Consider the following 19,938-nt stretch of genomic DNA (forward strand, 5'->3'; position numbering starts at 1 on the left):
GTTATGACTAGGAGAGTCGAATTATGAGTTTAGTAATGGAACAACCAGCTGCCGATGTGCAGCCAAAGGTGAAAAGCACCCAAGCACAAGAAAGTACACAAGCAAAAGATAGATACGATCCAAAGTACGATCCATTGAAGGATAAAACGCCAGGTCATGGTAAAGAATACGCCCCAACGTATTGGGTAGATACTGCAGGTGCCCCACCTGAAGATGATGGCCCAATCACATCGGACATGGATGTCGATGTGGCGATCATCGGTTCAGGCTTTACTGGCCTAAGCACTGCGATACACCTTGCTGAGATGTATGGCATTAAAGCGACAGTGATTGAAGCGAACCGTTCAAGCTGGGGATGCAGCACTCGAAACGGTGGTCAAGCGCAGTGTGCCTCTGGGCGTTTGAAGCGTTCACAATGGATTGAACGCTGGGGCCTCGAAACGGCGCTAAAAATGCACCGCGAATGTGTCGATGGCATGGAAACCTTCAAGTCACTGATCAAAGACATCGATTGTGACCCACAACCTGGCGGTCATTTATATGTTGCTCACCGTCCAAAAGTGATGGCAACACTCGAGAAAGAAGCCAAGTTGTTGCGCGACACGTTTGACTACGATGCGCAGATCTTAGATGCAGAAACCGTAAAGCGTGATTACGTTGGAGACCAAGAAGCAGCAGGCGCGATGCATGAGCCAGAAGGGATTGGCATTCATGCAGGGAAGTTGGCGTTTGGTTATCTAAGAAAGGCACGAGCACTCGGCGTTAAAGTTCATCCATCGAGTCCAGTTATGGGCTGGGAGACTCGTGGCGGTGTGCATTACCTGAAAACGCCTGGTGGCGTTGTTAAAGCGCGTTCTGTCGGTGTTTGTACGGGTGGGTATACCAGTCAAGGCTTGCATTCAGAGCTTAAAAACCGCCTGTTGCCAGTACTGTCTAACTCAATGGTCACACGTCCGCTAACTCAAGAAGAAATCGCCGCGTGTAATTTCAAAACTAATCAAGTGATTACTGATACTCGAATTCTGCGTCACTACTACCGTTTGTTACCGGATAACCGAGTACAGATAGGTACACGCAGTGCTATCAGTGGCAAAAACGCACCTGAAAAGAAATATGAAGACATGCTAAGAGCGGACCTTACTCGAAAATTCCCGTCTCTCGATCAGATCAAAATCGATTATTCATGGTGGGGTTGGGTGGACGTCAGCCACGACATGATGCCGAGGATTTATCAACCGAATCCAAAACAATCCATCTTCTACGCCCTTGGATATGGCGGTAATGGCGTGATGTATTCCGCTCAAGCGGGTAAGCGTCTTGCTCAGTGGATTGCAGGCGAAGGTCACACGCTCGACCTACCAATATTTGAATCAAAACTTCCGTTCCCCAATGTGAGGGAAGTGGTGGAATCAGAGATGTTTGCGCCGTTTCGAAGAATGGGGCAGCGGTTCCTTTATCAGTGGTATTCGTTAAAGGATGAAAGGCTGTAACTACCCGAACATTGTTTCCAAAATAGGGAAATAGAACTACGACCAGGAAAGTTGTACCAGGTCACCTTGTGAGCAAAGTACAGGCAGGAAGTCTGTATGAAAGGAAAGGTTAAGACTATGAAATTTATTAAAAATAAAATTATTGCTGGTGTCACCATTGTAGCAACAGCGGTGCTATCTAATACCGCGGCAGCAGCGAATTTTAAAATAGCCATCGGCGATGCTGCTGGTGGTACGCAGTGGGAATTAGCGACATCGTTCTCTGAACTCATGGAGCAAAAAACAGACGGTAAAGTGAAAATCGATCTGTTCCCGAATGGTCAGTTAGGCAACGAGCAAGACACAGTAAATGATGCGGCAATCGGTCTTCTTGATTTCTCTGTACTGGCGATCAACAACGTCACCCCTTTTTCTCCGACGGTTGGTCTACTGACTATGCCTTACGTTATTCAGAGCGCAGAAGAAGCAGTGCTACTGACTCAAGGTCAAGTAGGCCAAGACTTAGTCGATAATACGATTCGTGATGCTGGTGTTCGTATTGTCGGTTGGGCTTATTCTGGCTTTAGGGTTTTGACTAACTCGAAAAAGCCTGTCGCTTCCCCAGAAGATCTTAAAGGGCTCGTGATTCGTGTTCCTCGTAACGAAATCATGATCGCTTCTTACCAAGCATGGGGCGTAAACCCAACGCCAATGGCTTGGTCTGAAACCTTTACTGGCCTGCAACAGGGCGTGGTAGATGGTCAAGATAACCCTTACATCACAGTGCATGCGATGAAGTTTAACGAAGTACAAAAGTACGTGACCAACATTCGCTACATTTTCTCTCTAGAACCTCTCATCGTGAGTGAAACGGTCTTCCAACAGCAAACACCTGAAATGCAGAAGATCATTCTTGAAGCAGGTCAGGAAGCGACAGAGCACAGCTTCGCTTATTTAGAAAATACGGAAAACCAAATTCGTGAAGAGCTACAAGCGAAGGGCATGGTATTCACAGACCCAGCAGACAACGAGCAAGAGTGGATCAACAAGGTGACTAAATCAGTTTGGCCTAAGTTCTACTCAAGCATCGGAGGCAAAGACAAGCTAGACGACGTTCTTGAGTTACTAGGTAGAAAGTAACGATTAGATTCGCCCTATCTGCTGTTCTCCGCGACTTAATCACCTAGCGATAGAACAGTGAGATAGGGCATTTACATGGCTGTACTCGTTGAGCTGTTCTGTACCTGATCTTTTAGGACCGTGAGCGACTGGTTGTCATGTGAAAATCAACATTGGAGGTTATATGTCAGTCGCTAAAACAATAAAAAAACACCTGAACAACATTGAGGAATATACATGTTGTTTGTTGCTTGCAAGCTTTGTCCTGTTGCTGTTTACACAAATCCTGACGCGTCAGCTATTCGACTACTCTATCCCGTGGGGGGATGAGGTCGCTACTTACATGTTCGTTTGGTTCGCTTATCTAGGGGCTGTTGTGGCGGCCAAGATGTCGGCACACAACCGAGTGAGTTTTCACTTCAAATTATTTCCGCCAATCGTGCAAACCGTCAGTGAAACCATCGCTGATTTCTTATGGCTCTGCTTCAACGGTTACTTTGTCTATCTCAGTTATGACTTCGTGTTCAACAAAATGAACCTGTTTTGGAAGTCTCAGACCACAGGTATCCCGATGAAGTATTTCTACATGATTTTACCTATCGCGTTTTCCCTGATGATGATTCGAATTATCTGGAACAACTATGAGCGCCTATTCAAAGGTGCAACCAATGAAGATCCAGAAGTGAAAGAGCTGCGAAAAATGACTGCACAAAAGTCTATGCAGTAGTCACAGAGAATAGTCGTAATAGAGAGATGTAATAATGGAATCCTATTTAACTCTAATTTTATTTGGTGGCTTCTTAACCCTGTTAATTCTAGGTGCACCAATCACAGTATCACTGGCCGGCGCTTCGATGGCGGCCTATATGTTGCTCGACAAAAATCCTATCGCACTGGTACAAATCGCATTTACTTCGGTAGGTAACTTCCCGCTCATGGCTCTGCCTGCTTTTGTGCTTGCGGGCGCATTAATGGAGGCGGCTGGGATCTCCAAACGTTTGGTTGATATTGCCGAAAGCTTAGCTGGGCCCGTAACAGGTGGACTTGGTGCGGCAACGGTAATGGCCTGTCTTTTCTTCGGTGCTATCTCTGGCTCTGGCCCAGCGACAACCGCCGCGGTAGGTATGCTAATGGTGCCTGCGATGGTTAAGCGTGACTACGATAAGAGCTACGCATCGGCCGTTACGGCTGCATCCGGAGGCTTGGGGATTATTATTCCACCATCCATTCCTTTAGTTATTTTTGGTATATCTGCGATGGGCTTAATGGCGCCACCAGAAGCCATTGCACAACATGGCCAGTTTGCTTCTTTATCGATTCCAAAGCTGTTTGTCGCCGGGGTTGTGCCGGGTTTCATCATGGCTTCGACACTGGTACTGACTAACTATTTCATTGCTAAGCGCGAAGGCTACAAAGGGCTTACTGAAACCTGGTCATTTGGTGATGTAAGGCATTACTTGCGTCGAGGTTTATGGTCGATACTAGCGCCATTTTTGATTCTTGGCGGTATCTACAGCGGTATGTTCACACCAACAGAGTCTGCGGTTGTGGCAATTTTTTATTCGCTGTTTGTGGGTGTATTTATTCACCGCGAGTTGTCATTCAAAAGCGTGATGAAATCTCTATCAACCACGACGTGGATCACCGGACGTGTATTGCTGATCCTGTTTGCTGCTACCGTGTTTGGTCGTTTACTGATTGAACAAAAAATTCCAGTGGTGGTGGCTGAATCTTTGCTCAGTTTTACTGACAACATGTACATGGTGTGGGCGCTTACGATTACTTTGCTGTTGTTCATCGGTATGTTCATGGAAACCTTAGCAGCGATTATGATCATCGTGCCGGTTCTATTACCAATCATGTACATGTTAGGCGCGGATCCTACCCACGTGGGTATTGTGGTCGTATGTACCTTATCGATAGGCTTTGCTACGCCGCCACTTGGCGAAAACATCTTTGTTGCCTCGGGAATAGGGGGTTCCACGGTTGAGCAAATCACCGCGAAGATCCATCCCTTTGTTCTTGCTTCTGTTGTGGGCGTTTTCGTTATCGCTTTCTTCCCACAAATTACGCTTTGGCTTCCGTCCTTAGTGGGCTATTAGGAGAGATAACCATGAATTTATCCAGAATCATCCTCATTGGTTGTGCTGTGTTTGCTGTCGTGAGTGGCATTAGTTTACGTGCCGAACATTCTGAAACAGAGAAACAAGCTAAGCCTGTTAATGTGCTTGATGTTTCTGAGCCCCACGTGGTGAGCGAGGCAGAGAGAAGAGCCAAGACTCTGCTGGCGAAAGCTGTAATCCACGTTCAAACCGAGGGTGATGAAAGCGTCAAAGATTTCATGAGTGACCCTGAGTACATAGACGGTGAGTTATACGTGTTTGCACTCGGAATTGATGGTCAATTTCTTGCCAGTGGCGGCTCTTCCATGGTGTTGGTGGGCGACAGTGTATTGGACACACAAGATGTTTACGGCAATCCATTTTTTCGAGAAATGATAACAAAAGCGGTCCACAACGGTTTTGGCGAGGTGGAATATCACTGGACGAACCCGACTGATCGTATGGGTGAACCGAAAACTACGTTCTTTGAGCGAGTAGGCGATGTGATTGTCGCTGTCGGTTATTACCCTGAACGTTCGAGTGCGGCCGAGGCAAAGAATTTATTGGCGAGAGCGATGACTGCGATAGTGGAGTCTGAACAAGATAGCTTGGTTGAGTTCAATGACGCTGAAGGCAGCTTTGTGGAAGGAGATTTGTATGTGTTTGTGATGGACATGAGTTCTGGAAAGCTACTAGCTCATGGCGTGTCACCGGAGTTGGTTGGGCGATCACACAACGAAATCTTGAGCCCAGATGATAAGCCGATCCTCACTGATATGTTGAATCTTGCGCGAGAAAATGGCCGTGGTGTTTATACCTATCGCTGGTTAAATCCATTGTCGAGTAAGGTCGAAACCAAGCATACCTACTATCGAGTTATCGATAACAAGCTAGTTGGGGTTGGATATTACACAAAATCAAACAAGACGTAAAAGTCAGGGTGTGGTGAGTGTAAGTCTATTAAAATTAATGACTTAATGCTCATTTTACCCCTAAAAATAGGAGTGTGTAAAAAAGCAATTTAGTAAAATTCACAGTGTGTAATTTTTGTTGTGAAATTGTTTCAAAAATAACAGTAGTATGAAAAACATGGAAACCGAGCAGTAAAGAACAAATCTGAAAAGGGTCATTAGGATGTTTGACCTACGTGAAATTTAAAGCCGTACGAGGGATAGACTATGAATATGCTGACACTAGACAAAACAGAACTTCACAGAAACCATTCAACTTTTATTGCTGAAGCTGTCTTTGCCGTCGAAATGGTGAAAGCAGACAAGCAACTCGAAAAGCAGAAGATGGCGAAACAGTTGCTAGATACTCTATTTCCTCTTGAGTCGGGCTCTCATGAAGATGTTGTGAGCTATGAGATTGACTACCGACATGTTCAGGTTTACTTCAAAAATGGTGAACACACAGGTCTGAAACGTGCTAAGCATTTTGTGGCATACACAGGTGATAAATCCAAACCATCATCAATCCTGTTCCGTGATGAAAGCGGTACGCACGTTGAAGTGACGATGGGCGCTCGGAAAGGCACAGGTAACCTTGAGCTTGTTGATATTGAAGATATCCAACTAGAGACATGCACTACCTTCGGTCAAACAGACGCAAGTATTTCTTCTGGAATCAGACACTGGGTTAGCCTAGTGAAGGGCGATGAAAGCGGCCGACCAAATGCATCAAGTGAAGATAAAGAGTTCACGGCGAAAAATGGTGATGACTACAATCTTGGATTCTGTTTCGCACTCTGATATCGAGCGCTGCAGTACGCAGCGCTAACAATCCATTTCTCTTTTACCTTTGGTAATTTGCCCGCCCCTATAGCGGGTTTTTTTATTAGAGCTATAAGTAAATTAGGCGATTATCAAAATCATATGCAGAAACTTTGGATGTGACGTTATAGTGTGTTGTTTTGATTTAAGTTGTTGTATTTAAATAATTTTGTTCTTTAATTTTATTCTGTTTTTATTAGGTTAACTATCATTATCGACGGTGGTTTGGGCTACTATTGAGCGAAATCTCAGTCAAAATGCTTTGAGCTGTGCTATAATGCGCGTCTTGGGATTGAGCCAGTAAGTCCATTTATCACTAACTATTGTGATTTTTATTGCCTTTTATTTAGGCGGTGCGGCGAGCCAATCAAGTAGTAGTTGGATATGGAGAGCGTCCTTATATTCGTTGAATCGGATATGCGAACATCATAATTTATGAGTTTTAAATCAAAAAAGTACAGTATTGAATCTACTGACTATCAAGTTGGTCAAGACAACGTCAGTAAATGGGGCATGGATGTCCATAACACAGTTTTCGTAGCCTCAGTCGGCTTATCTCTTCTCTTCATCATCACCCTTCTTGCACTGCCTCCTGCAGATGCCAAAGCGGCAATTGATTCCATCAAGGGTGCAGTTCTATCAAAGTTTGACTTCCTATTTATGTGGGGAGCTAACATCATGTTAATTTTTGCCGTTATTCTTGCATTTTCACCGCTAGGTAAAGTTCGCTTAGGTGGTGAAGACGCGACGGCAGACTATTCAATGGCCTCTTGGATCGCGATGTTATTCGCAGCAGGCATGGGTATTGGACTTATTTTCTGGGGTGTTGCTGAGCCAACCGCGTTCTTTACCAACTGGTTTGGTACTCCGCTTAATGCAGAACCTTTTACAGAAGCGGGTCGTGAGTTAGCGCTGGGTGCAACGGTATTCCACTGGGGTTTCCATGCTTGGGCTATCTACGGCATGACAGCACTTTGCCTAGCGTATTTTGTTTATAACAAAGGTCTACCACTATCTATGCGCTCAGTGTTTTACCCAATCTTGGGTGAGCGAGTGTGGGGCAAAACGGGTGATGTGATCGATGTGCTAACGGTACTGGTTACTCTGTTTGGTTTGGCGACTTCGTTAGGCTTAGGTGGTACACAAGCGGCAAGTGGTATTAGCCACGTGTTTGGCTTGGAAAACAATATCCTACTTCAGCAATCTATCATTGTTTTGATCATGGGTCTGGCGATCATCTCTGTACTTCGTGGTATGGACGGTGGTGTTAAGTTCCTAAGTAACCTAAACATGGTTATTGCGTTTGTATTTCTTGGCCTTATTGCAGTGCTTAACTTCACAACTGTGCTTGATTCTGTAGCAACAGCGGCAACGGGCTATGTGAAAAATATCTTGGCATTGAGCCAAAGCTCTGGTCGTGAAGACACGACATGGCTACATGGTTGGACTGTGTTCTACTGGGCATGGTGGGTAGCGTATGCACCATTCTTCGGTATGTTTGTAGCGCGTATTTCTAAAGGTCGTACGGTTCGTGAGTTCTTGTTCTGCGTACTGATTATCCCGACGCTAGTAACTTCGGCTTGGATGTCTGTGTTTGGTGGTGTGGCTATTGAACAGGTCATTAACCATGTTGGTCAACTTGGTCTTGATCAAGGGATCACAGATGTATCACTAAGCTTGTTCCACATGTTAGATGCGTACTCGTTTGGTAGCATCCTATCGGTTATCGCAGTAGCACTGATCATTGTGTTCTTCGTTACGACACTAGACTCAGGTTCGATTGTTATCGATGGTATGACGGCTGGTGGTAAGCTTGAAGTACCAGTGAAACAGAAAGTAGTGTGGGCGGTTATCTCAGGTGCGATTGCGATGGTGATGTTGTGGATTGGTGGTACTCAATCTATTCAAGCACTGCAATCTATTACGATTATCGCAGCGCTGCCGTTCACTATCATTCTTCTGATTGGCTGTGTGAGCCTGCTGAAAGGTCTATTTACAGAAGTAGATAAAGGCCAAGCAAACGTAAGTGAAACAGTGAAATAGAGCGATTTTCTAGTGAGGTAAATTACTCACTAGTGACGCTTGACTAAGAAACTCTCTTGTACTTTGTGCAAGGGAGTTTTTTATGTGCGTTAGCAAGAAATAAAAAAGCCACAAATGATTCGTCACTTGTGGCTTTTCTTAACTTTATGCTCGTTCACTAGAGATAAATTATTCGTTTACGCATTTAGCTCTTGTTGAATGACGTAATCTAGAGCACCAACGACAGCTGCAACTTGTGCATCGTTACACTCTTCATCCGTTACTTTGTCGCTGTCTGGGTAAACTTCTGTCGTTGTCCCGTACTTGCAGTTAGTTACGCCGCCACACAGGCCTAGCTCTTTCATTGGGTAGTTAATCACACCGTGCTGTGTCACCTCTGAGCCGATGATCTTACCGTCTGCATCTGCTGGGGCAATGTGGGTTACTTTTTCAACTGAAGCAATGACAGCCGCTTGGAATTCTGGCTGAGGATTTTCAGTGTCGCCTACTGTGTAGAAACCATCTGGAATCATACCTTCGATGTACTCAATGCCATCACGAGCAGCAAGTGCTGGGCGGAATTCAGTTTCATCAGAGTCTGTCGTTTCGTGCAGATCAACGTGAACCAATACCTCTGGTAGAGATGCTACTAATGCAAGTAGGTTTGCTGATTCCTCAGCAGGGGTACCTTCATAGAAAGAACGGTTTGGATCAACGGCATTTGGGTTCCATCGGTTGATGACTTCGTAACCCCAAGGGCTAACACAAGGTGCAACCACCACGTTGAAATGTGCTGCGTACTTCTCTGCTTGAGTATCTGCGAATTTGATCGCACCGTGTACACCACTTGTCTCATAACCGTGAACACCGCCAGTTACCAGAACGGTTGGTTTTGATGTGTCCCAGTTTTTGCTCTTGATTGCAAACAGAGGGAAACGAGCTTCAGCGTAGCTCAGTGCGCCGTATTGCTCGATATCAAAGCGGTCAGCTAATGCTTGGATTTTAGGAACGACTTCTTGCTGGTATTCGCGTTTAATGGTTCTTTGAGCAAACCATGCTTGACGTTCTGCTTCTTGCCATTTTTTTCCAGGTTCACCGATAGGGTAGCTGTATTCACTTTTCATCTATACTTTTTCTTTTATGTTCGTGAAAGATGCAGACAGACTAGTCCTGTCTCGCTGAGGCGGCAATAGAAAACACAGTTTGTGACTTTATTTTTTACAGACTCATAACTTTGATGAGTGAATTGATAGTGTTACATTTTATCTGTTGTTCAATCCTTTAAAAGAGACAATAAAATGGCTGGAGCAAGTTTACTCACATTGTTAGACGACATAGCCACAGTGCTAGACGATGTTGCACTGATGTCTAAAGTTGCAGCGAAGAAAACCGCAGGTGTATTAGGCGATGATTTAGCACTTAACGCACAGCAGGTTTCGGGTGTGTCTGCTGAGCGAGAAATCCCTGTGGTGTGGGCGGTTGCAAAAGGCTCATTCAAGAACAAGTTGATTCTTGTGCCTGCCGCCTTATTAATTAGTGCATTTATTCCTTGGTTGATTATGCCATTGCTGTTAATTGGTGGCTTATTTCTTTGTTTCGAAGGGGCTGAGAAGATCTTAGAAAAGTTCTTCCCGCACGTCCACCAAGATGACGACAAAGGAGATGAAGATAAAACTGGTGAGTCCATTGAGGACTATGAGGAGAGAAAGGTTAAAGGCGCAATTCGTACCGACTTCATCTTATCCGCAGAAATCATTGTGATTGCTCTAGGTACCGTGACGGGAACCAGCATCTTGACTCAGATTATTGTCGTGAGCTTGATTGCTGTTGTGATGACGATTGGGGTCTATGGCTTGGTTGCAGGGATCGTTAAGTTGGATGACTTAGGTTTCTATCTTCAACGTACATCTGACGGTAGCGCATTCAAAACAAAGCTGGGTAATGGGCTTGTTTCCTTTGCGCCCAAGCTAATGAAGATGCTTGCAGTTGTCGGTACGGCTGCCATGTTCTTGGTCGGTGGTGGTATCGTGGTTCATAACGTTCCTGCGATTCATCATTTGATTGAACCTATCATCATGGACTTCAGCGGGCATACGATAGCGACTGCCGTTGTTCCTACTTTGTTGAATGGCGTGATTGGTGTCGTGGCAGGGTTACTTGTTGTCGCGGTTTGGAGTGTGATAGAGAAGGTTCGCGGCAAGTAGGGCTTAAACAACGTCTTAGGCAATGAGTTTGTTAAATACTAAACAAAAAGGGTCACCCATAATCGGGTGACCCTTTTTAGTTGAAGTGAAGTATTTACGAAGTATCTACACGTATTTACTTTGCCTTCTGAGTACTTATTTTACTGACCAAGCAATCATCTCGCCGCCACGAATTGGCACAACGATGTCTGAACCAAATGGCATGGTTTCAGCAACGTTCCACTCTTCTTTTACTAGAGTGATGGTGTCTGTGTTACGTGGGATGCCATAGAAGTCAGGGCCATTGTGGCTTGCAAATGCTTCCAGGTTCTCAATCTTACCTTCTAGTTCAAACACTTCTGCGTACAGTTCAACAGCTGCGTGGGCTGTGTAAGAACCCGCACAACCACATGCTGACTCTTTTGCACCTTTTGCGTGTGGTGCTGAGTCTGTACCTAAGAAGAACTTCTTGCTGCCGCTTGTCGCTGCTTCAATTAGCGCTTTTTGGTGAGTGTTGCGCTTAAGGATTGGTAGGCAGTAGAAGTGTGGCTTAATGCCGCCAACTAGCATGTGGTTGCGGTTGTAAAGCAAGTGGTGAGCTGTGATTGTCGCGGCAACGTTGTCGTTCGCGTTCTTTACGAAATTCGCAGCATCTGCTGTTGTGATGTGCTCCAGAACGATTTTTAGGTTAGGGAAGTCATTCACGATTGGCGCAAGAACGGTGTCTAGGAACTCTTTCTCACGGTCAAAGATATCAACGTCGTGCGTGGTTACTTCGCCGTGTACCAAAAGTAGCATGCCAACTTCTTGCATAGCTTCTAGTACGTGGTAGATGTTCTTTGCAGAGGTTACACCCGAGTCAGAGTTGGTTGTTGCGCCAGCTGGGTATAGTTTCGCAGCCACTACAGCGCCAGACTCTTTCGCTTTGCGAATTTCGTCAGGTGTTGTTTTATCTGTTAGGTAAAGTGCCATTAGAGGCTGGAATTGCTCGCTTGGCTGCTCTGCCATGATGCGTTCACGGTAAGCTAGAGCCATTTCGGTATCAGTTACCGGTGGGATGGTATTTGGCATGATTAACGCTCGACCATTGTAGCGGCTGATATCGCGCACTGTATCTTTTAATACTTCGCCATCGCGTAGATGAACGTGCCAGTCGTCAGGACGAGTAATCGTAAGTTGTGTCATTGAAGGCTCCCACCATTTGAAGTGTTATGTAGTTGGAGCCTAAACTCTGCGAAATCTGTGAAAGCAATCGCTTACGTTTAGGCGACAGGATGATAGTGGAAAAGCATTTTCATTTCATCCTATTTTTAACTCTTCAGGGTCAGGAGCTTGTTTTTCCGCGTATTTTATTCGGTATTTATTTTTGAAGATGGATTATCGAGTCGCTACCCACAACCCGTGGATCATTCCCGGAACCCAGAAGAAGAAAGTGAGGACGATGTTGATCAAAAGGTCTTTGCCTGCGCCTCGTGCGAAAAACACACCCAAAGGAGGAAGCAGTACACATAAGATGATAATGACGAGTTTGTTCATGATAAATCCTTTTTATTCAATGAAAGTTCAATGCACTAACTGTATTCACAGTATAGAAGGTCTGGAGAGTGTTAATGCATTGCTGTCTTTATGTATAGAAGACAATGAGTTAAACATCTCAAGATATTCGCTTAGTATCAAGTGTTTAATGGCTGCCAGTTTATCTATTTATAACCATTTGTTAGCATTGGGACAAACTAAAAAACATTGGAATCGTTATGTCGCAGTCACCTCTAGATCGAAAGGCTTCAGAGCAAGCTCCTTCCTTATCTCAAATCAATGTGTTTCCGGTTAAATCAGTGGGCGGCATTGCGCTTTCTTCTGCTTGGGTTGAAAAACAAGGTCTCACTTTTGACAGACGTTTCATGCTGGCATTGGCTGATGGCTCAATGGTTACGGCGCGTAAATATCCTAAAATGGTTAAAGTGTCTTCCAGCTTACTGCCAGATGGTTTGATCTTTACTTATGAAGATAAAGAGCCACTGCGCCTTAAGTATGCGAACTTTAAGATGCAAGAAGCGCCAGCAACAGTGTGGAAAGACAGCTTCACGGCCTACACAACGAGTGACGAAGCTGATGACTGGTTTAGTGATGTATTGGGTGTACGTGTTGAGCTGCTTTTCTCTGGTGAACAATCGAATCGTGTTCGTGAAAAGTTGGGCCATAACGTCAGTTTTGCCGACGGTTACCCGATGTTAATCATCAGCCAAGCTTCGCTTGATGAGTTGAATCGCCGTAGTCCTGAAACGCATTCCATGGATCAGTTCCGCACCAACTTCGTGGTCTCAAACACTGAAGCGTTTGCTGAAGATGGCTGGAAGCGTATTCGAATTGGTGAGGTTGAGTTCGAGGCGGTGAAGCCTTGTGAACGTTGTATTCTAACAACTGTGGACGTTAGCAGTGGTGAGTTAAGAGCGACAAAAGAGCCACTGAATACCTTCTCTAAATTCAGAGCCAATGATCGTGGTGGCGTGTTCTTTGGTCAAAACCTAGTCGCGAAAAATGAAGGCTTGGTTAGAGCAGGTGATGTGGTTGAAGTACTCGAAACCAAAGAAAAAGAGTATTACGAAGACACATGGGTAGAGTCGCTGCACCTAACCTGTGTTGAGCGTGAGGAGATAGCTCGAGACTTTACGACGTTTTGGTTAGAGCCAGCGAAAGAGAGCCACTCTTTACCAAGTTACCAACCAGGTCAGCATCTGCCGATTGAAATGGTGATTGATGGCGAAAAAGTGTCTCGCCGTTACACGTTATCTTCGAGCCCATCTCGCGCGGGTCGTTTAGCGATTTCAGTGAAGCGCGTCAATGATGGCCAGATCTCTAATTGGTTGAACGACCATTTCCAAGTTGGCGATACCTTAGTGGCGCAAAACCCGGATGGTGCTTTCTACTTAGAAGAGAACCCAACGCACCCTTTATTATTGCTTTCTGCGGGTAGCGGTATCACGCCTATGCTGTCGATGCTTCGTTATTTAGCAGACCATGGTCAGATTAATGATGTGGTTTTCTATCATCAATGCAGCAGTGAAGAAGATATTCCTTATCAAGCTGAGATTGACCAGATCGCCAAAGAGCATGAAGGTTTACGTGTGATCTATTCATTGAGCCAACCAACGAAAGAGTGGGATGGTTTGTCTGGTCGTTTAAGCGTGTCTCATGTCGCTAAAATTGATGAGTTACACAAGCGCCAAGCGTTCGTGTGTGGCCCTGATGGCTTTATGGATAATGCCAAGAAACTGCTGATTCAAATGGGGCTTAACCCTCAGCATTATCATCACGAAGCATTTGGTGTCGCTCAGGCTACTGAAGAAACCGTGAAGCAATTACAACTGAGTGTTAACGGCTATCTTTTCGAAGGTAATAACCAGTCAACCTTACTAGAGCAAGCCGAGTCGGCGGGTGTGTCTATTGCATCAAGTTGTCGAGCGGGTTTTTGTGGTGCTTGTAAAGTGACCCTTGAGTCTGGGCAAGTTCATCAACCGGATGTACCAGCGCTGCAAGAACATGAACGCAACATGGGACAGATTTTAGCATGTTGCAGTGTGCCTCAAACCGATATCGAAGTTGTGGATTAATGGCTAATTAAGTCACTCCCTTCATAAAATAGAAAAGGCCGGAAGCTGAACTTCCGGCCTTTTTAATTGAGATTAACTTAAAGCATTAATCGTAGATTGTTGGAATTGGTTGACGCTTGTGTTGTGTTGCTTTGTAGATGCTCACTAAGCGGTCTGATACGTCTTGAGGTACTTCTTTACCTTCAAGGAAATCATCGATTTGATCGTAAGTTAAGTTTAGCGCTGCTTCGTCAGCTTTTTGTGGGTCAAGCTCTTCTAGATCGGCAGTTGGTACTTTCTTAACTAGCAACTCTGGCGCGCCTAGTGTTGCCGCTAGTTCACGAACTTGACGCTTGTTCAGGCCAAACAAAGGCGCTAAATCACAGGCACCGTCACCGTGTTTAGTGTAGAAGCCAGTGATGTTTTCTGCTGAATGATCAGTACCAATCACAAGACCACCAACGTAACCTGCGATTTCGTATTGTGCGATCATACGAGCTCGAGCTTTTACGTTACCTTTTACAAAGTCGATTTTTGCCGAGTCTGTTGGTAGTAGGCCCGTTCCTTCAAGTGCAATGTGAGAAGCCGCGTGAAGTCCATCAACACCTGCTTTAATGTTCACAGAAACTGATTGGGAAGGCTGAATAAAAGAAAGAGCAAGTTGTGCTTCATCTTCATCTTTTTGCTCGCCGTAAGGTAGGCGAACTGCGATGAATTGGTAGTCGTTGCTGCCTGTGCTTTCATTCAAGCTGTCAACAGCCAGTTGTGCTAGACGACCACAGGTAGTCGAGTCTACGCCACCACTGATACCAAGGATCAGGGACTTGCAGCCAGACTGCTGAAGTTTCGTTTTGATAAAGTCCACACGACGAGTCACTTCGAAGTGAGGGTCAATTGAAGGTAGTACGCGCATTTCGTCACGAATTAACTGTTCCATTCGTATTCCTTTCCTGCAAGCAAATTAAAAATCTAGTGTTATCATACCTAAATCATTCGATTTAAAAACCTCTTTGCACAAGCTTAGAAAGAGAAGGCAGCAATTAATAATGGAAAAAATAGCCATTTTCGGTAGTGCGTTTAATCCGCCGAGCTTAGGGCATAAAAGTGTGATTGATTCACTGGCTCATTTCGACAAGATTCTTCTGGTACCAAGTATTGCCCATGCTTGGGGAAAAGAGATGCTAGACTTTGATACGAGATGTCAGTTAGTTAACGCATTTATTAGTGATCTTTCATTGGCTCAAGTTGAACTATCATTGATCGAAAAGAGTTTGTTTACGCCCGGTGAAAGTGTGACAACTTATGCTGTACTCAGTGAATTACAAAAGTTACATGGTGACGCTGAACTCACGTTTGTTATCGGACCGGACAACTTCTTCAAGTTCTCATCTTTCTATAAATCAGGTGAGATTACCGAGCGATGGTCTGTAATGGCTTGCCCAGAGAAGGTGAAGATCCGTAGCACAGACATTCGTAATGCGTTGATAAGTGGAAGCGATGTATCAAAACTGAGTACAAAGTCAGTTACAAAGATGTTGCAAGGTAGTGATCTGTATACAATAATGTAGATTCACTAATTCAAGAGGTCTGATGACTATGCTAAAGCGCGCGATACCAGCGACGATGATCATTGCAGCATGCAGTTTACCTGCACAGGCTGAATGTGACTTTTTTAGCTTAGATTCAATCATGCTGACTTCTGATGATGAGAATAGCTGTCTAGATTTTTCCACGAGTATTGAGTCTTTTGGTGAGCGCATGCTGGAAATAACTGGTATGAGTGAAGACGAAGCCGAGAGCACACCAGACTATTGGTCTGACTGGGTACTTCAAACCAAAGATGCACCACTGTTAACTCAAAGCCTTGAGTCAAATTATGTTGGCTTAGGGATGTGGTTTCCTGAAGACTTAGAAGATGCGCAATATGATATGTCTACTGAAGAGTGGCTTTTGAATCACGGTTTGCAATTAAGCATTGGCTTCGGAGAGAAAGTAGAAGGGCAACCTCGTATGCGTTTTGATTATCGTTGGCACGATTCAAGAGATGCCGATTTGGTGATGCAAGTTGAGTTACCGTTTTAGACCAACACGATTCTTCTATAAGATTGTAAATCTAGCTTTTATTTATCCTGAATTAGTACTAAGAATTAAAAAAGCCGCAGAAACTCAGTTTTTGCGGCTTTATAGTATCTAAATATTGGCTTTTCTCAGCGACATTATGCCTTATTAGCGACTATAGATCGTCACCAAACACCAGCATACACAGTTGTTCAAACTCTTCTTCTTTACCTGAGAATAGGTCATCGATCACAGCTGCACGCTTCTGGCCTGATTGCATGCGCTTCTTCGCTTCGCGCATTACCATCACTAAGGTGTGCTCTTGTGGCAGGTTAGAGTCATCAATGTTCCACTGATTGAATCGTTGAGACAACGCACTTTCACAAAGCAGAGGTTTGAATGCCAGCACTTCTTGCTTGAGTACAGAAAGCATGTCTTTGCACGCTTGCTCGGTATTGTTAGCACCTGAAGCTCGGCCGTGAGTCAGTTCTAGCTTCTCTAGCAACGCCAAAGAGAGGTTAGTTTGCGTGATGTAACCTGCTTGGCGTGGGAAAGCATCTGTCAGTCGAACAGAGAAATCGACACGGCTAACTTGAGTGTTAGGGAAGTAGGTCAACGAAGTTAAGCAGTCAAATGGAATCCAAACGCTTTGGCCTGGTTCAACGGCGTACTCTTGATTACCCAGTTTGATCAAAACCAAGCCACTTTGAACCGATACAAGGCTATGTTTTAGTACTTTCTTGCGTGGTGTGATCACCAGGTGTGAAAAGTAAGCCGATGTATATTCAATAGCGAAGTTCATAGATAGTACCTTAATTTTGGAGCGTCAAGATTACCGTTAATCTCAAAGAATGCCAACAATAACAGGCTATTTTCACTGTTTCTGGTCTGACCTTGTCAAAAGTATGGGCTCTGTAGCTGCGAGAAGTCAAAACAACGCGTAGAATGAGCTAGCTTTTTATTATATGAATGAAAAAATGACCTCTCCAACTGATCCATATGTTGATATTCGTCCTTACGGCGATGATGAAATTCCAGCGGCACTAAACCGTCTTATTAATGATGAAGAATTCATCAGTGCGATTCTGAACTACCGTTTTTCGAATCACGCAGCTTGGTTCCAAGCATTAATGAGCCCAATTCTACGTGTTTACTTAAAAATGAAGTGGAGCAAGCTGACTAGCGTTGAATCGATTCAGATTGAAGTGAAAAAGTACTTACGTGACACGTTAGCGAACACCACAAACGGTGTGACGTACACAGGCTTAGAGTCATTGGATGTGAATCAAGCATACTTGTTTGTATCAAACCATCGTGACATTGCTATGGATCCAGCATTGGTGAACTACGCATTGCATCAACAAAATCACCAAACTTGCCGTATTGCGATTGGTGATAATCTTCTGAAGAAGCCGTGTGCGACAGAGTTGATGCGCTTGAATAAGAGCTTTATCGTTAAGCGCTCGCTTAAAGGGCCGCGTGAAATGATGAAAGCGTTAGGCCAGCTCTCTTCTTACATTAAGCACTCTTTAGATACTGGTAACTCTATCTGGATCGCTCAGAAAGAAGGCCGTGCAAAAGACGGTAATGATTTCACTGATCCTGCCATCCTTAAAATGTTTCATGTTGAAGGACGCAAACAGAAGCTGGCGTTCCCTGAATACGTGAAGTCACTGAAGATTGTCCCTGTCTCTATCTCATATGAGAATGATCCTTGTGATACGGCTAAAGCGATCGAGCTGTTTGAAAAAGATGTAAACGGCAGTTACGAAAAAGGCGAATTTGAAGATATCGAGAGCATTATCCAAGGTATCGTGGGCAATAAAGGGCGCATCCACGTTGGGTTTGGTCAGGTTATCGATCAAGACTTTGAGACTCCAGAAGCATTGGCTGAAGAGATTGACCGTCAGATCCATGATAACTACAAGCTGTTCCCTGTAAACCTGCTGGCGGCAGAGAAAGAAGATGACTCGATCACAGCTACGGTTAAGAAAGAGTTCGAAGACAAGCTAGCAACGTTGCCAAAAGGTGCGCGTCAGTACTTGATCGACAGCTACGCGAACCCAGTGAAGAACATTGGTTAACGAAGATTTCGCTTAATTGATTGAATTGAAAAAGGAGCCTTGAGCTCCTTTTTTGTTTTTTACTTATACTTTTTGATGGTAAGAGGCTAAGCCACAGGCAAGGCTAGCGCGCCACTGCACCGCCAAGTTCTAAATTTGTTGGCCAAGTCGTGACGGTGTTGCCACCTAAATAGATATTGCCTTTCACCGTCATCGTTTCTGGGAATGCAGTAATTGCTGAGCCGCCGATATACAGGTCACCATCAATCACAATGCCATTCGGCAGTTCGGTTAAAGGGGTGCGAATCACACTGAGGTCGCCTCTCACTCGTAGGCCGTTGGGCAGCCTTTGCAATGGAGTGTCAGTGAAATTAATGAACCCGCCGACTCTTACGCCTTTAGGCCAGCTGGTGATTTTGCTACCCATGAAGTCGGCGTAGCCTTTGATTTTTACACCACTTGCTACTCTGGTTAGCTGACTATTAGAAGCCTTGAGGCTGCCGTTAACATCAAGCCCTTTAGGTAAACGTGTGATCGGGGTGTTTTCGATATTAAGATTACCATCGACCACTAAACCGGTTGGAAGCGCTGTGTAAGGCTTATTTCGGAGATATAAGTTTCCGTAATTGTCCAGATGGTTCAATATTTGATAGTGATCGATTGGTTCTGCACTGACATTTGTTATGGTTAAAGAACCAATAATAAGTGCAATTATTCTGAGCATAACAGGCTTCTTATTACGATAGACGTTAACACTATAATGGAAAAATTATTCTCGCACAGTGTTTTACCCATTTGGCGGTAGATAAAATAGAAATCGTTTGGCTAATCAGAAATTCAGCGACAATGGCAGGTAAATGGATGACTAGAGTAAATATACAAATAATTAAGAGCGTCTTGGTAGCAAGTGCAATGTTTTGCTCAATGCCTGCCAATGCGAATAAAGTAATTTCAACGCCGGGGAAGGCTGCGGTGGTGGTTACTCAAAGTGGTTAACAGCAACGAGTTTGTTATTATGATGACAAGGCATACAGCATTGGGGCGGTGTTAGAAGTGTCTGGTGTTGTGATTCAGTGTCCTGCGGAAAATGATTTTGAGACGAATGGGGCACTTGCTTGGGTACAAATAAAAAAAGACGAGTAATTTAACTCGTCTTTATAATAAGAATATAAGTGCTTATATTAACGCGCTAGAGAGCGAGTCTTAAGTTCGAAAATAATCTTTTCTGCACTAACTTCAAACTTGAAGCGAGCGTGCAATTCAGTGCTTTCTTCCGTCATGTCTGACGCTTCGTACTCAACATTGCTAGAGACTTGCTTTGCTAGCTCTACGTACTTTGCAAATTCAGTTTCAATTAGGGCTTTTGAGTTACCGTAAACTGTTACCTCAGCAACATCGTCGCCTTCTTTGATGATGAACCCGATTTCGCCCGCGCAGCCGCAAGCTTCACATACGTCGTTGTTACCAATATCTTGGCTCATAAATAATCCTCTTACAAAATATAAGGTTATTCTAACGAGCAATTTGAACTGTATCTACAAAAATTAAAATCTTTGAACT

Annotated in this window: 19 protein-coding genes and 1 pseudogene; 13 read left to right on the forward strand and 7 right to left on the reverse strand. The window is 44.5% G+C overall.

The window, feature by feature from the left end; translation table 11 throughout:
- The first annotated feature begins 23 nt into the window (after positions 1 to 23).
- From OCV52_RS22715 to OCV52_RS22745, 7 genes are all read left to right on the forward strand, one after another.
- Entirely contained in the window at positions 24 to 1,490 is a 1,467-nt protein-coding gene (locus OCV52_RS22715) for an NAD(P)/FAD-dependent oxidoreductase (RefSeq protein ID WP_137408609.1), read from the forward strand.
- A 117-nt stretch (positions 1,491 to 1,607) separates the two neighbouring features.
- Positions 1,608 to 2,609, forward strand: a complete 1,002-nt coding sequence (locus tag OCV52_RS22720) for a TRAP transporter substrate-binding protein (RefSeq protein WP_137408610.1) — start codon at positions 1,608 to 1,610, stop codon at positions 2,607 to 2,609.
- Between the two features lie 163 nt (positions 2,610 to 2,772).
- A complete protein-coding gene (locus tag OCV52_RS22725; protein ID WP_137408611.1) occupies positions 2,773 to 3,315 on the forward strand; it encodes a TRAP transporter small permease in 543 nt (180 codons plus the stop codon).
- Positions 3,316 to 3,349: 34 nt separating this feature from the next.
- Positions 3,350 to 4,690, forward strand: coding sequence for a TRAP transporter large permease (locus tag OCV52_RS22730; RefSeq protein WP_102424990.1), 1,341 nt, complete (start codon positions 3,350 to 3,352; stop codon positions 4,688 to 4,690).
- 11 nt (positions 4,691 to 4,701) lie between these two features.
- Positions 4,702 to 5,622, forward strand: a complete 921-nt coding sequence (locus OCV52_RS22735; protein ID WP_137408612.1) for a cache domain-containing protein — start codon at positions 4,702 to 4,704, stop codon at positions 5,620 to 5,622.
- Positions 5,623 to 5,868: 246 nt separating this feature from the next.
- Positions 5,869 to 6,441, forward strand: a complete 573-nt coding sequence (locus OCV52_RS22740; protein WP_061032195.1) for an aldolase/citrate lyase/malate synthase family protein — start codon at positions 5,869 to 5,871, stop codon at positions 6,439 to 6,441.
- A 456-nt stretch (positions 6,442 to 6,897) separates the two neighbouring features.
- Complete coding sequence (locus tag OCV52_RS22745) at positions 6,898 to 8,505, forward strand: BCCT family transporter (RefSeq protein ID WP_137408613.1); 1,608 nt, start codon at positions 6,898 to 6,900, stop codon at positions 8,503 to 8,505.
- A 176-nt stretch (positions 8,506 to 8,681) separates the two neighbouring features.
- Here the strand turns inward: OCV52_RS22745 and OCV52_RS22750 are convergent, their stop codons facing one another.
- Positions 8,682 to 9,608: a M14 family metallopeptidase gene (locus OCV52_RS22750; protein WP_137408614.1), complete on the reverse strand. Its 927-nt coding sequence runs from the start codon at positions 9,606 to 9,608 to the stop codon at positions 8,682 to 8,684.
- A 174-nt stretch (positions 9,609 to 9,782) separates the two neighbouring features.
- Here OCV52_RS22750 and OCV52_RS22755 point away from each other — a divergent pair, with 174 nt between their 5' ends.
- Positions 9,783 to 10,688 (forward strand): DUF808 domain-containing protein, encoded by a 906-nt coding sequence (locus tag OCV52_RS22755; RefSeq protein ID WP_137408615.1) that lies wholly within the window; start codon positions 9,783 to 9,785, stop codon positions 10,686 to 10,688.
- A 135-nt stretch (positions 10,689 to 10,823) separates the two neighbouring features.
- On the opposite strand, the gene pyrC is transcribed toward OCV52_RS22755, so the two are convergent.
- Positions 10,824 to 11,852: a dihydroorotase gene (gene pyrC, locus OCV52_RS22760; protein ID WP_137408616.1), complete on the reverse strand. Its 1,029-nt coding sequence runs from the start codon at positions 11,850 to 11,852 to the stop codon at positions 10,824 to 10,826.
- Between the two features lie 192 nt (positions 11,853 to 12,044).
- Entirely contained in the window at positions 12,045 to 12,203 is a 159-nt protein-coding gene (locus OCV52_RS22765; RefSeq protein WP_004737661.1) for a YqaE/Pmp3 family membrane protein, read from the reverse strand.
- Between the two features lie 218 nt (positions 12,204 to 12,421).
- Between OCV52_RS22765 and OCV52_RS22770 the strand changes: the two genes are divergently transcribed.
- Entirely contained in the window at positions 12,422 to 14,278 is a 1,857-nt protein-coding gene (locus OCV52_RS22770) for a hybrid-cluster NAD(P)-dependent oxidoreductase (RefSeq protein ID WP_137408617.1), read from the forward strand.
- Positions 14,279 to 14,363: 85 nt separating this feature from the next.
- Here OCV52_RS22770 and nadE read toward each other — a convergent pair whose 3' ends face one another.
- Complete coding sequence (nadE, locus tag OCV52_RS22775) at positions 14,364 to 15,194, reverse strand: ammonia-dependent NAD(+) synthetase (RefSeq protein ID WP_137408618.1); 831 nt, start codon at positions 15,192 to 15,194, stop codon at positions 14,364 to 14,366.
- A 109-nt stretch (positions 15,195 to 15,303) separates the two neighbouring features.
- On the opposite strand from nadE, the gene OCV52_RS22780 reads away from it, so the two are divergent.
- Positions 15,304 to 15,825, forward strand: a complete 522-nt coding sequence (locus OCV52_RS22780) for a nicotinate-nicotinamide nucleotide adenylyltransferase (RefSeq protein WP_137408619.1) — start codon at positions 15,304 to 15,306, stop codon at positions 15,823 to 15,825.
- A gap of 22 nt (positions 15,826 to 15,847) precedes the next feature.
- Entirely contained in the window at positions 15,848 to 16,339 is a 492-nt protein-coding gene (locus OCV52_RS22785; protein ID WP_137408620.1) for a hypothetical protein, read from the forward strand.
- Positions 16,340 to 16,490: 151 nt separating this feature from the next.
- Here OCV52_RS22785 and OCV52_RS22790 read toward each other — a convergent pair whose 3' ends face one another.
- Positions 16,491 to 17,117: an AraC family transcriptional regulator gene (locus tag OCV52_RS22790; RefSeq protein WP_137408621.1), complete on the reverse strand. Its 627-nt coding sequence runs from the start codon at positions 17,115 to 17,117 to the stop codon at positions 16,491 to 16,493.
- 175 nt (positions 17,118 to 17,292) lie between these two features.
- On the opposite strand from OCV52_RS22790, the gene OCV52_RS22795 reads away from it, so the two are divergent.
- Positions 17,293 to 18,399, forward strand: a complete 1,107-nt coding sequence (locus OCV52_RS22795; protein WP_032498059.1) for a 1-acyl-sn-glycerol-3-phosphate acyltransferase — start codon at positions 17,293 to 17,295, stop codon at positions 18,397 to 18,399.
- Positions 18,400 to 18,502: 103 nt separating this feature from the next.
- Here OCV52_RS22795 and OCV52_RS22800 read toward each other — a convergent pair whose 3' ends face one another.
- Positions 18,503 to 19,102 carry a hypothetical protein gene (locus OCV52_RS22800; protein ID WP_008215701.1) on the reverse strand — a complete coding sequence of 200 codons (600 nt, stop codon included), beginning with the start codon at positions 19,100 to 19,102 and terminating at the stop codon, positions 18,503 to 18,505.
- 137 nt (positions 19,103 to 19,239) lie between these two features.
- On the opposite strand from OCV52_RS22800, the pseudogene OCV52_RS22805 reads away from it, so the two are divergent.
- Positions 19,240 to 19,521, forward strand: a pseudogene (locus tag OCV52_RS22805) (YnjH family protein).
- A gap of 38 nt (positions 19,522 to 19,559) precedes the next feature.
- Here the strand turns inward: OCV52_RS22805 and OCV52_RS22810 are convergent.
- On the reverse strand, positions 19,560 to 19,859 hold the full coding sequence (locus OCV52_RS22810) for a YfcZ/YiiS family protein (protein WP_137408622.1): 300 nt from the start codon (positions 19,857 to 19,859) through the stop codon (positions 19,560 to 19,562).
- Between the last annotated feature and the right edge of the window lie 79 nt (positions 19,860 to 19,938).

It is taken from the genome of Vibrio chagasii (assembly GCF_024347355.1).
GTDB lineage: Bacteria > Pseudomonadota > Gammaproteobacteria > Enterobacterales > Vibrionaceae > Vibrio > Vibrio chagasii.

Coding starts and splice junctions, on each gene's coding strand:
- OCV52_RS22810 (WP_137408622.1), bottom strand. CDS start 19,859: ATGAGCCAAGATATTGGTAACAACGACGTATGTGAAGCTTGCGGCTGC.
- OCV52_RS22715 (WP_137408609.1), top strand. CDS start 24: ATGAGTTTAGTAATGGAACAACCAGCTGCCGATGTGCAGCCAAAGGTG.
- OCV52_RS22735 (WP_137408612.1), top strand. CDS start 4,702: ATGAATTTATCCAGAATCATCCTCATTGGTTGTGCTGTGTTTGCTGTC.
- OCV52_RS22790 (WP_137408621.1), bottom strand. CDS start 17,117: ATGAACTTCGCTATTGAATATACATCGGCTTACTTTTCACACCTGGTG.
- OCV52_RS22745 (WP_137408613.1), top strand. CDS start 6,898: ATGAGTTTTAAATCAAAAAAGTACAGTATTGAATCTACTGACTATCAA.
- OCV52_RS22770 (WP_137408617.1), top strand. CDS start 12,422: ATGTCGCAGTCACCTCTAGATCGAAAGGCTTCAGAGCAAGCTCCTTCC.
- OCV52_RS22780 (WP_137408619.1), top strand. CDS start 15,304: ATGGAAAAAATAGCCATTTTCGGTAGTGCGTTTAATCCGCCGAGCTTA.
- OCV52_RS22725 (WP_137408611.1), top strand. CDS start 2,773: ATGTCAGTCGCTAAAACAATAAAAAAACACCTGAACAACATTGAGGAA.
- OCV52_RS22755 (WP_137408615.1), top strand. CDS start 9,783: ATGGCTGGAGCAAGTTTACTCACATTGTTAGACGACATAGCCACAGTG.
- nadE (WP_137408618.1), bottom strand. CDS start 15,194: ATGGAACAGTTAATTCGTGACGAAATGCGCGTACTACCTTCAATTGAC.
- OCV52_RS22765 (WP_004737661.1), bottom strand. CDS start 12,203: ATGAACAAACTCGTCATTATCATCTTATGTGTACTGCTTCCTCCTTTG.
- OCV52_RS22720 (WP_137408610.1), top strand. CDS start 1,608: ATGAAATTTATTAAAAATAAAATTATTGCTGGTGTCACCATTGTAGCA.
- OCV52_RS22740 (WP_061032195.1), top strand. CDS start 5,869: ATGAATATGCTGACACTAGACAAAACAGAACTTCACAGAAACCATTCA.
- pyrC (WP_137408616.1), bottom strand. CDS start 11,852: ATGACACAACTTACGATTACTCGTCCTGACGACTGGCACGTTCATCTA.
- OCV52_RS22750 (WP_137408614.1), bottom strand. CDS start 9,608: ATGAAAAGTGAATACAGCTACCCTATCGGTGAACCTGGAAAAAAATGG.
- OCV52_RS22785 (WP_137408620.1), top strand. CDS start 15,848: ATGACTATGCTAAAGCGCGCGATACCAGCGACGATGATCATTGCAGCA.
- OCV52_RS22800 (WP_008215701.1), bottom strand. CDS start 19,102: ATGCTCAGAATAATTGCACTTATTATTGGTTCTTTAACCATAACAAAT.
- OCV52_RS22795 (WP_032498059.1), top strand. CDS start 17,293: ATGACCTCTCCAACTGATCCATATGTTGATATTCGTCCTTACGGCGAT.
- OCV52_RS22730 (WP_102424990.1), top strand. CDS start 3,350: ATGGAATCCTATTTAACTCTAATTTTATTTGGTGGCTTCTTAACCCTG.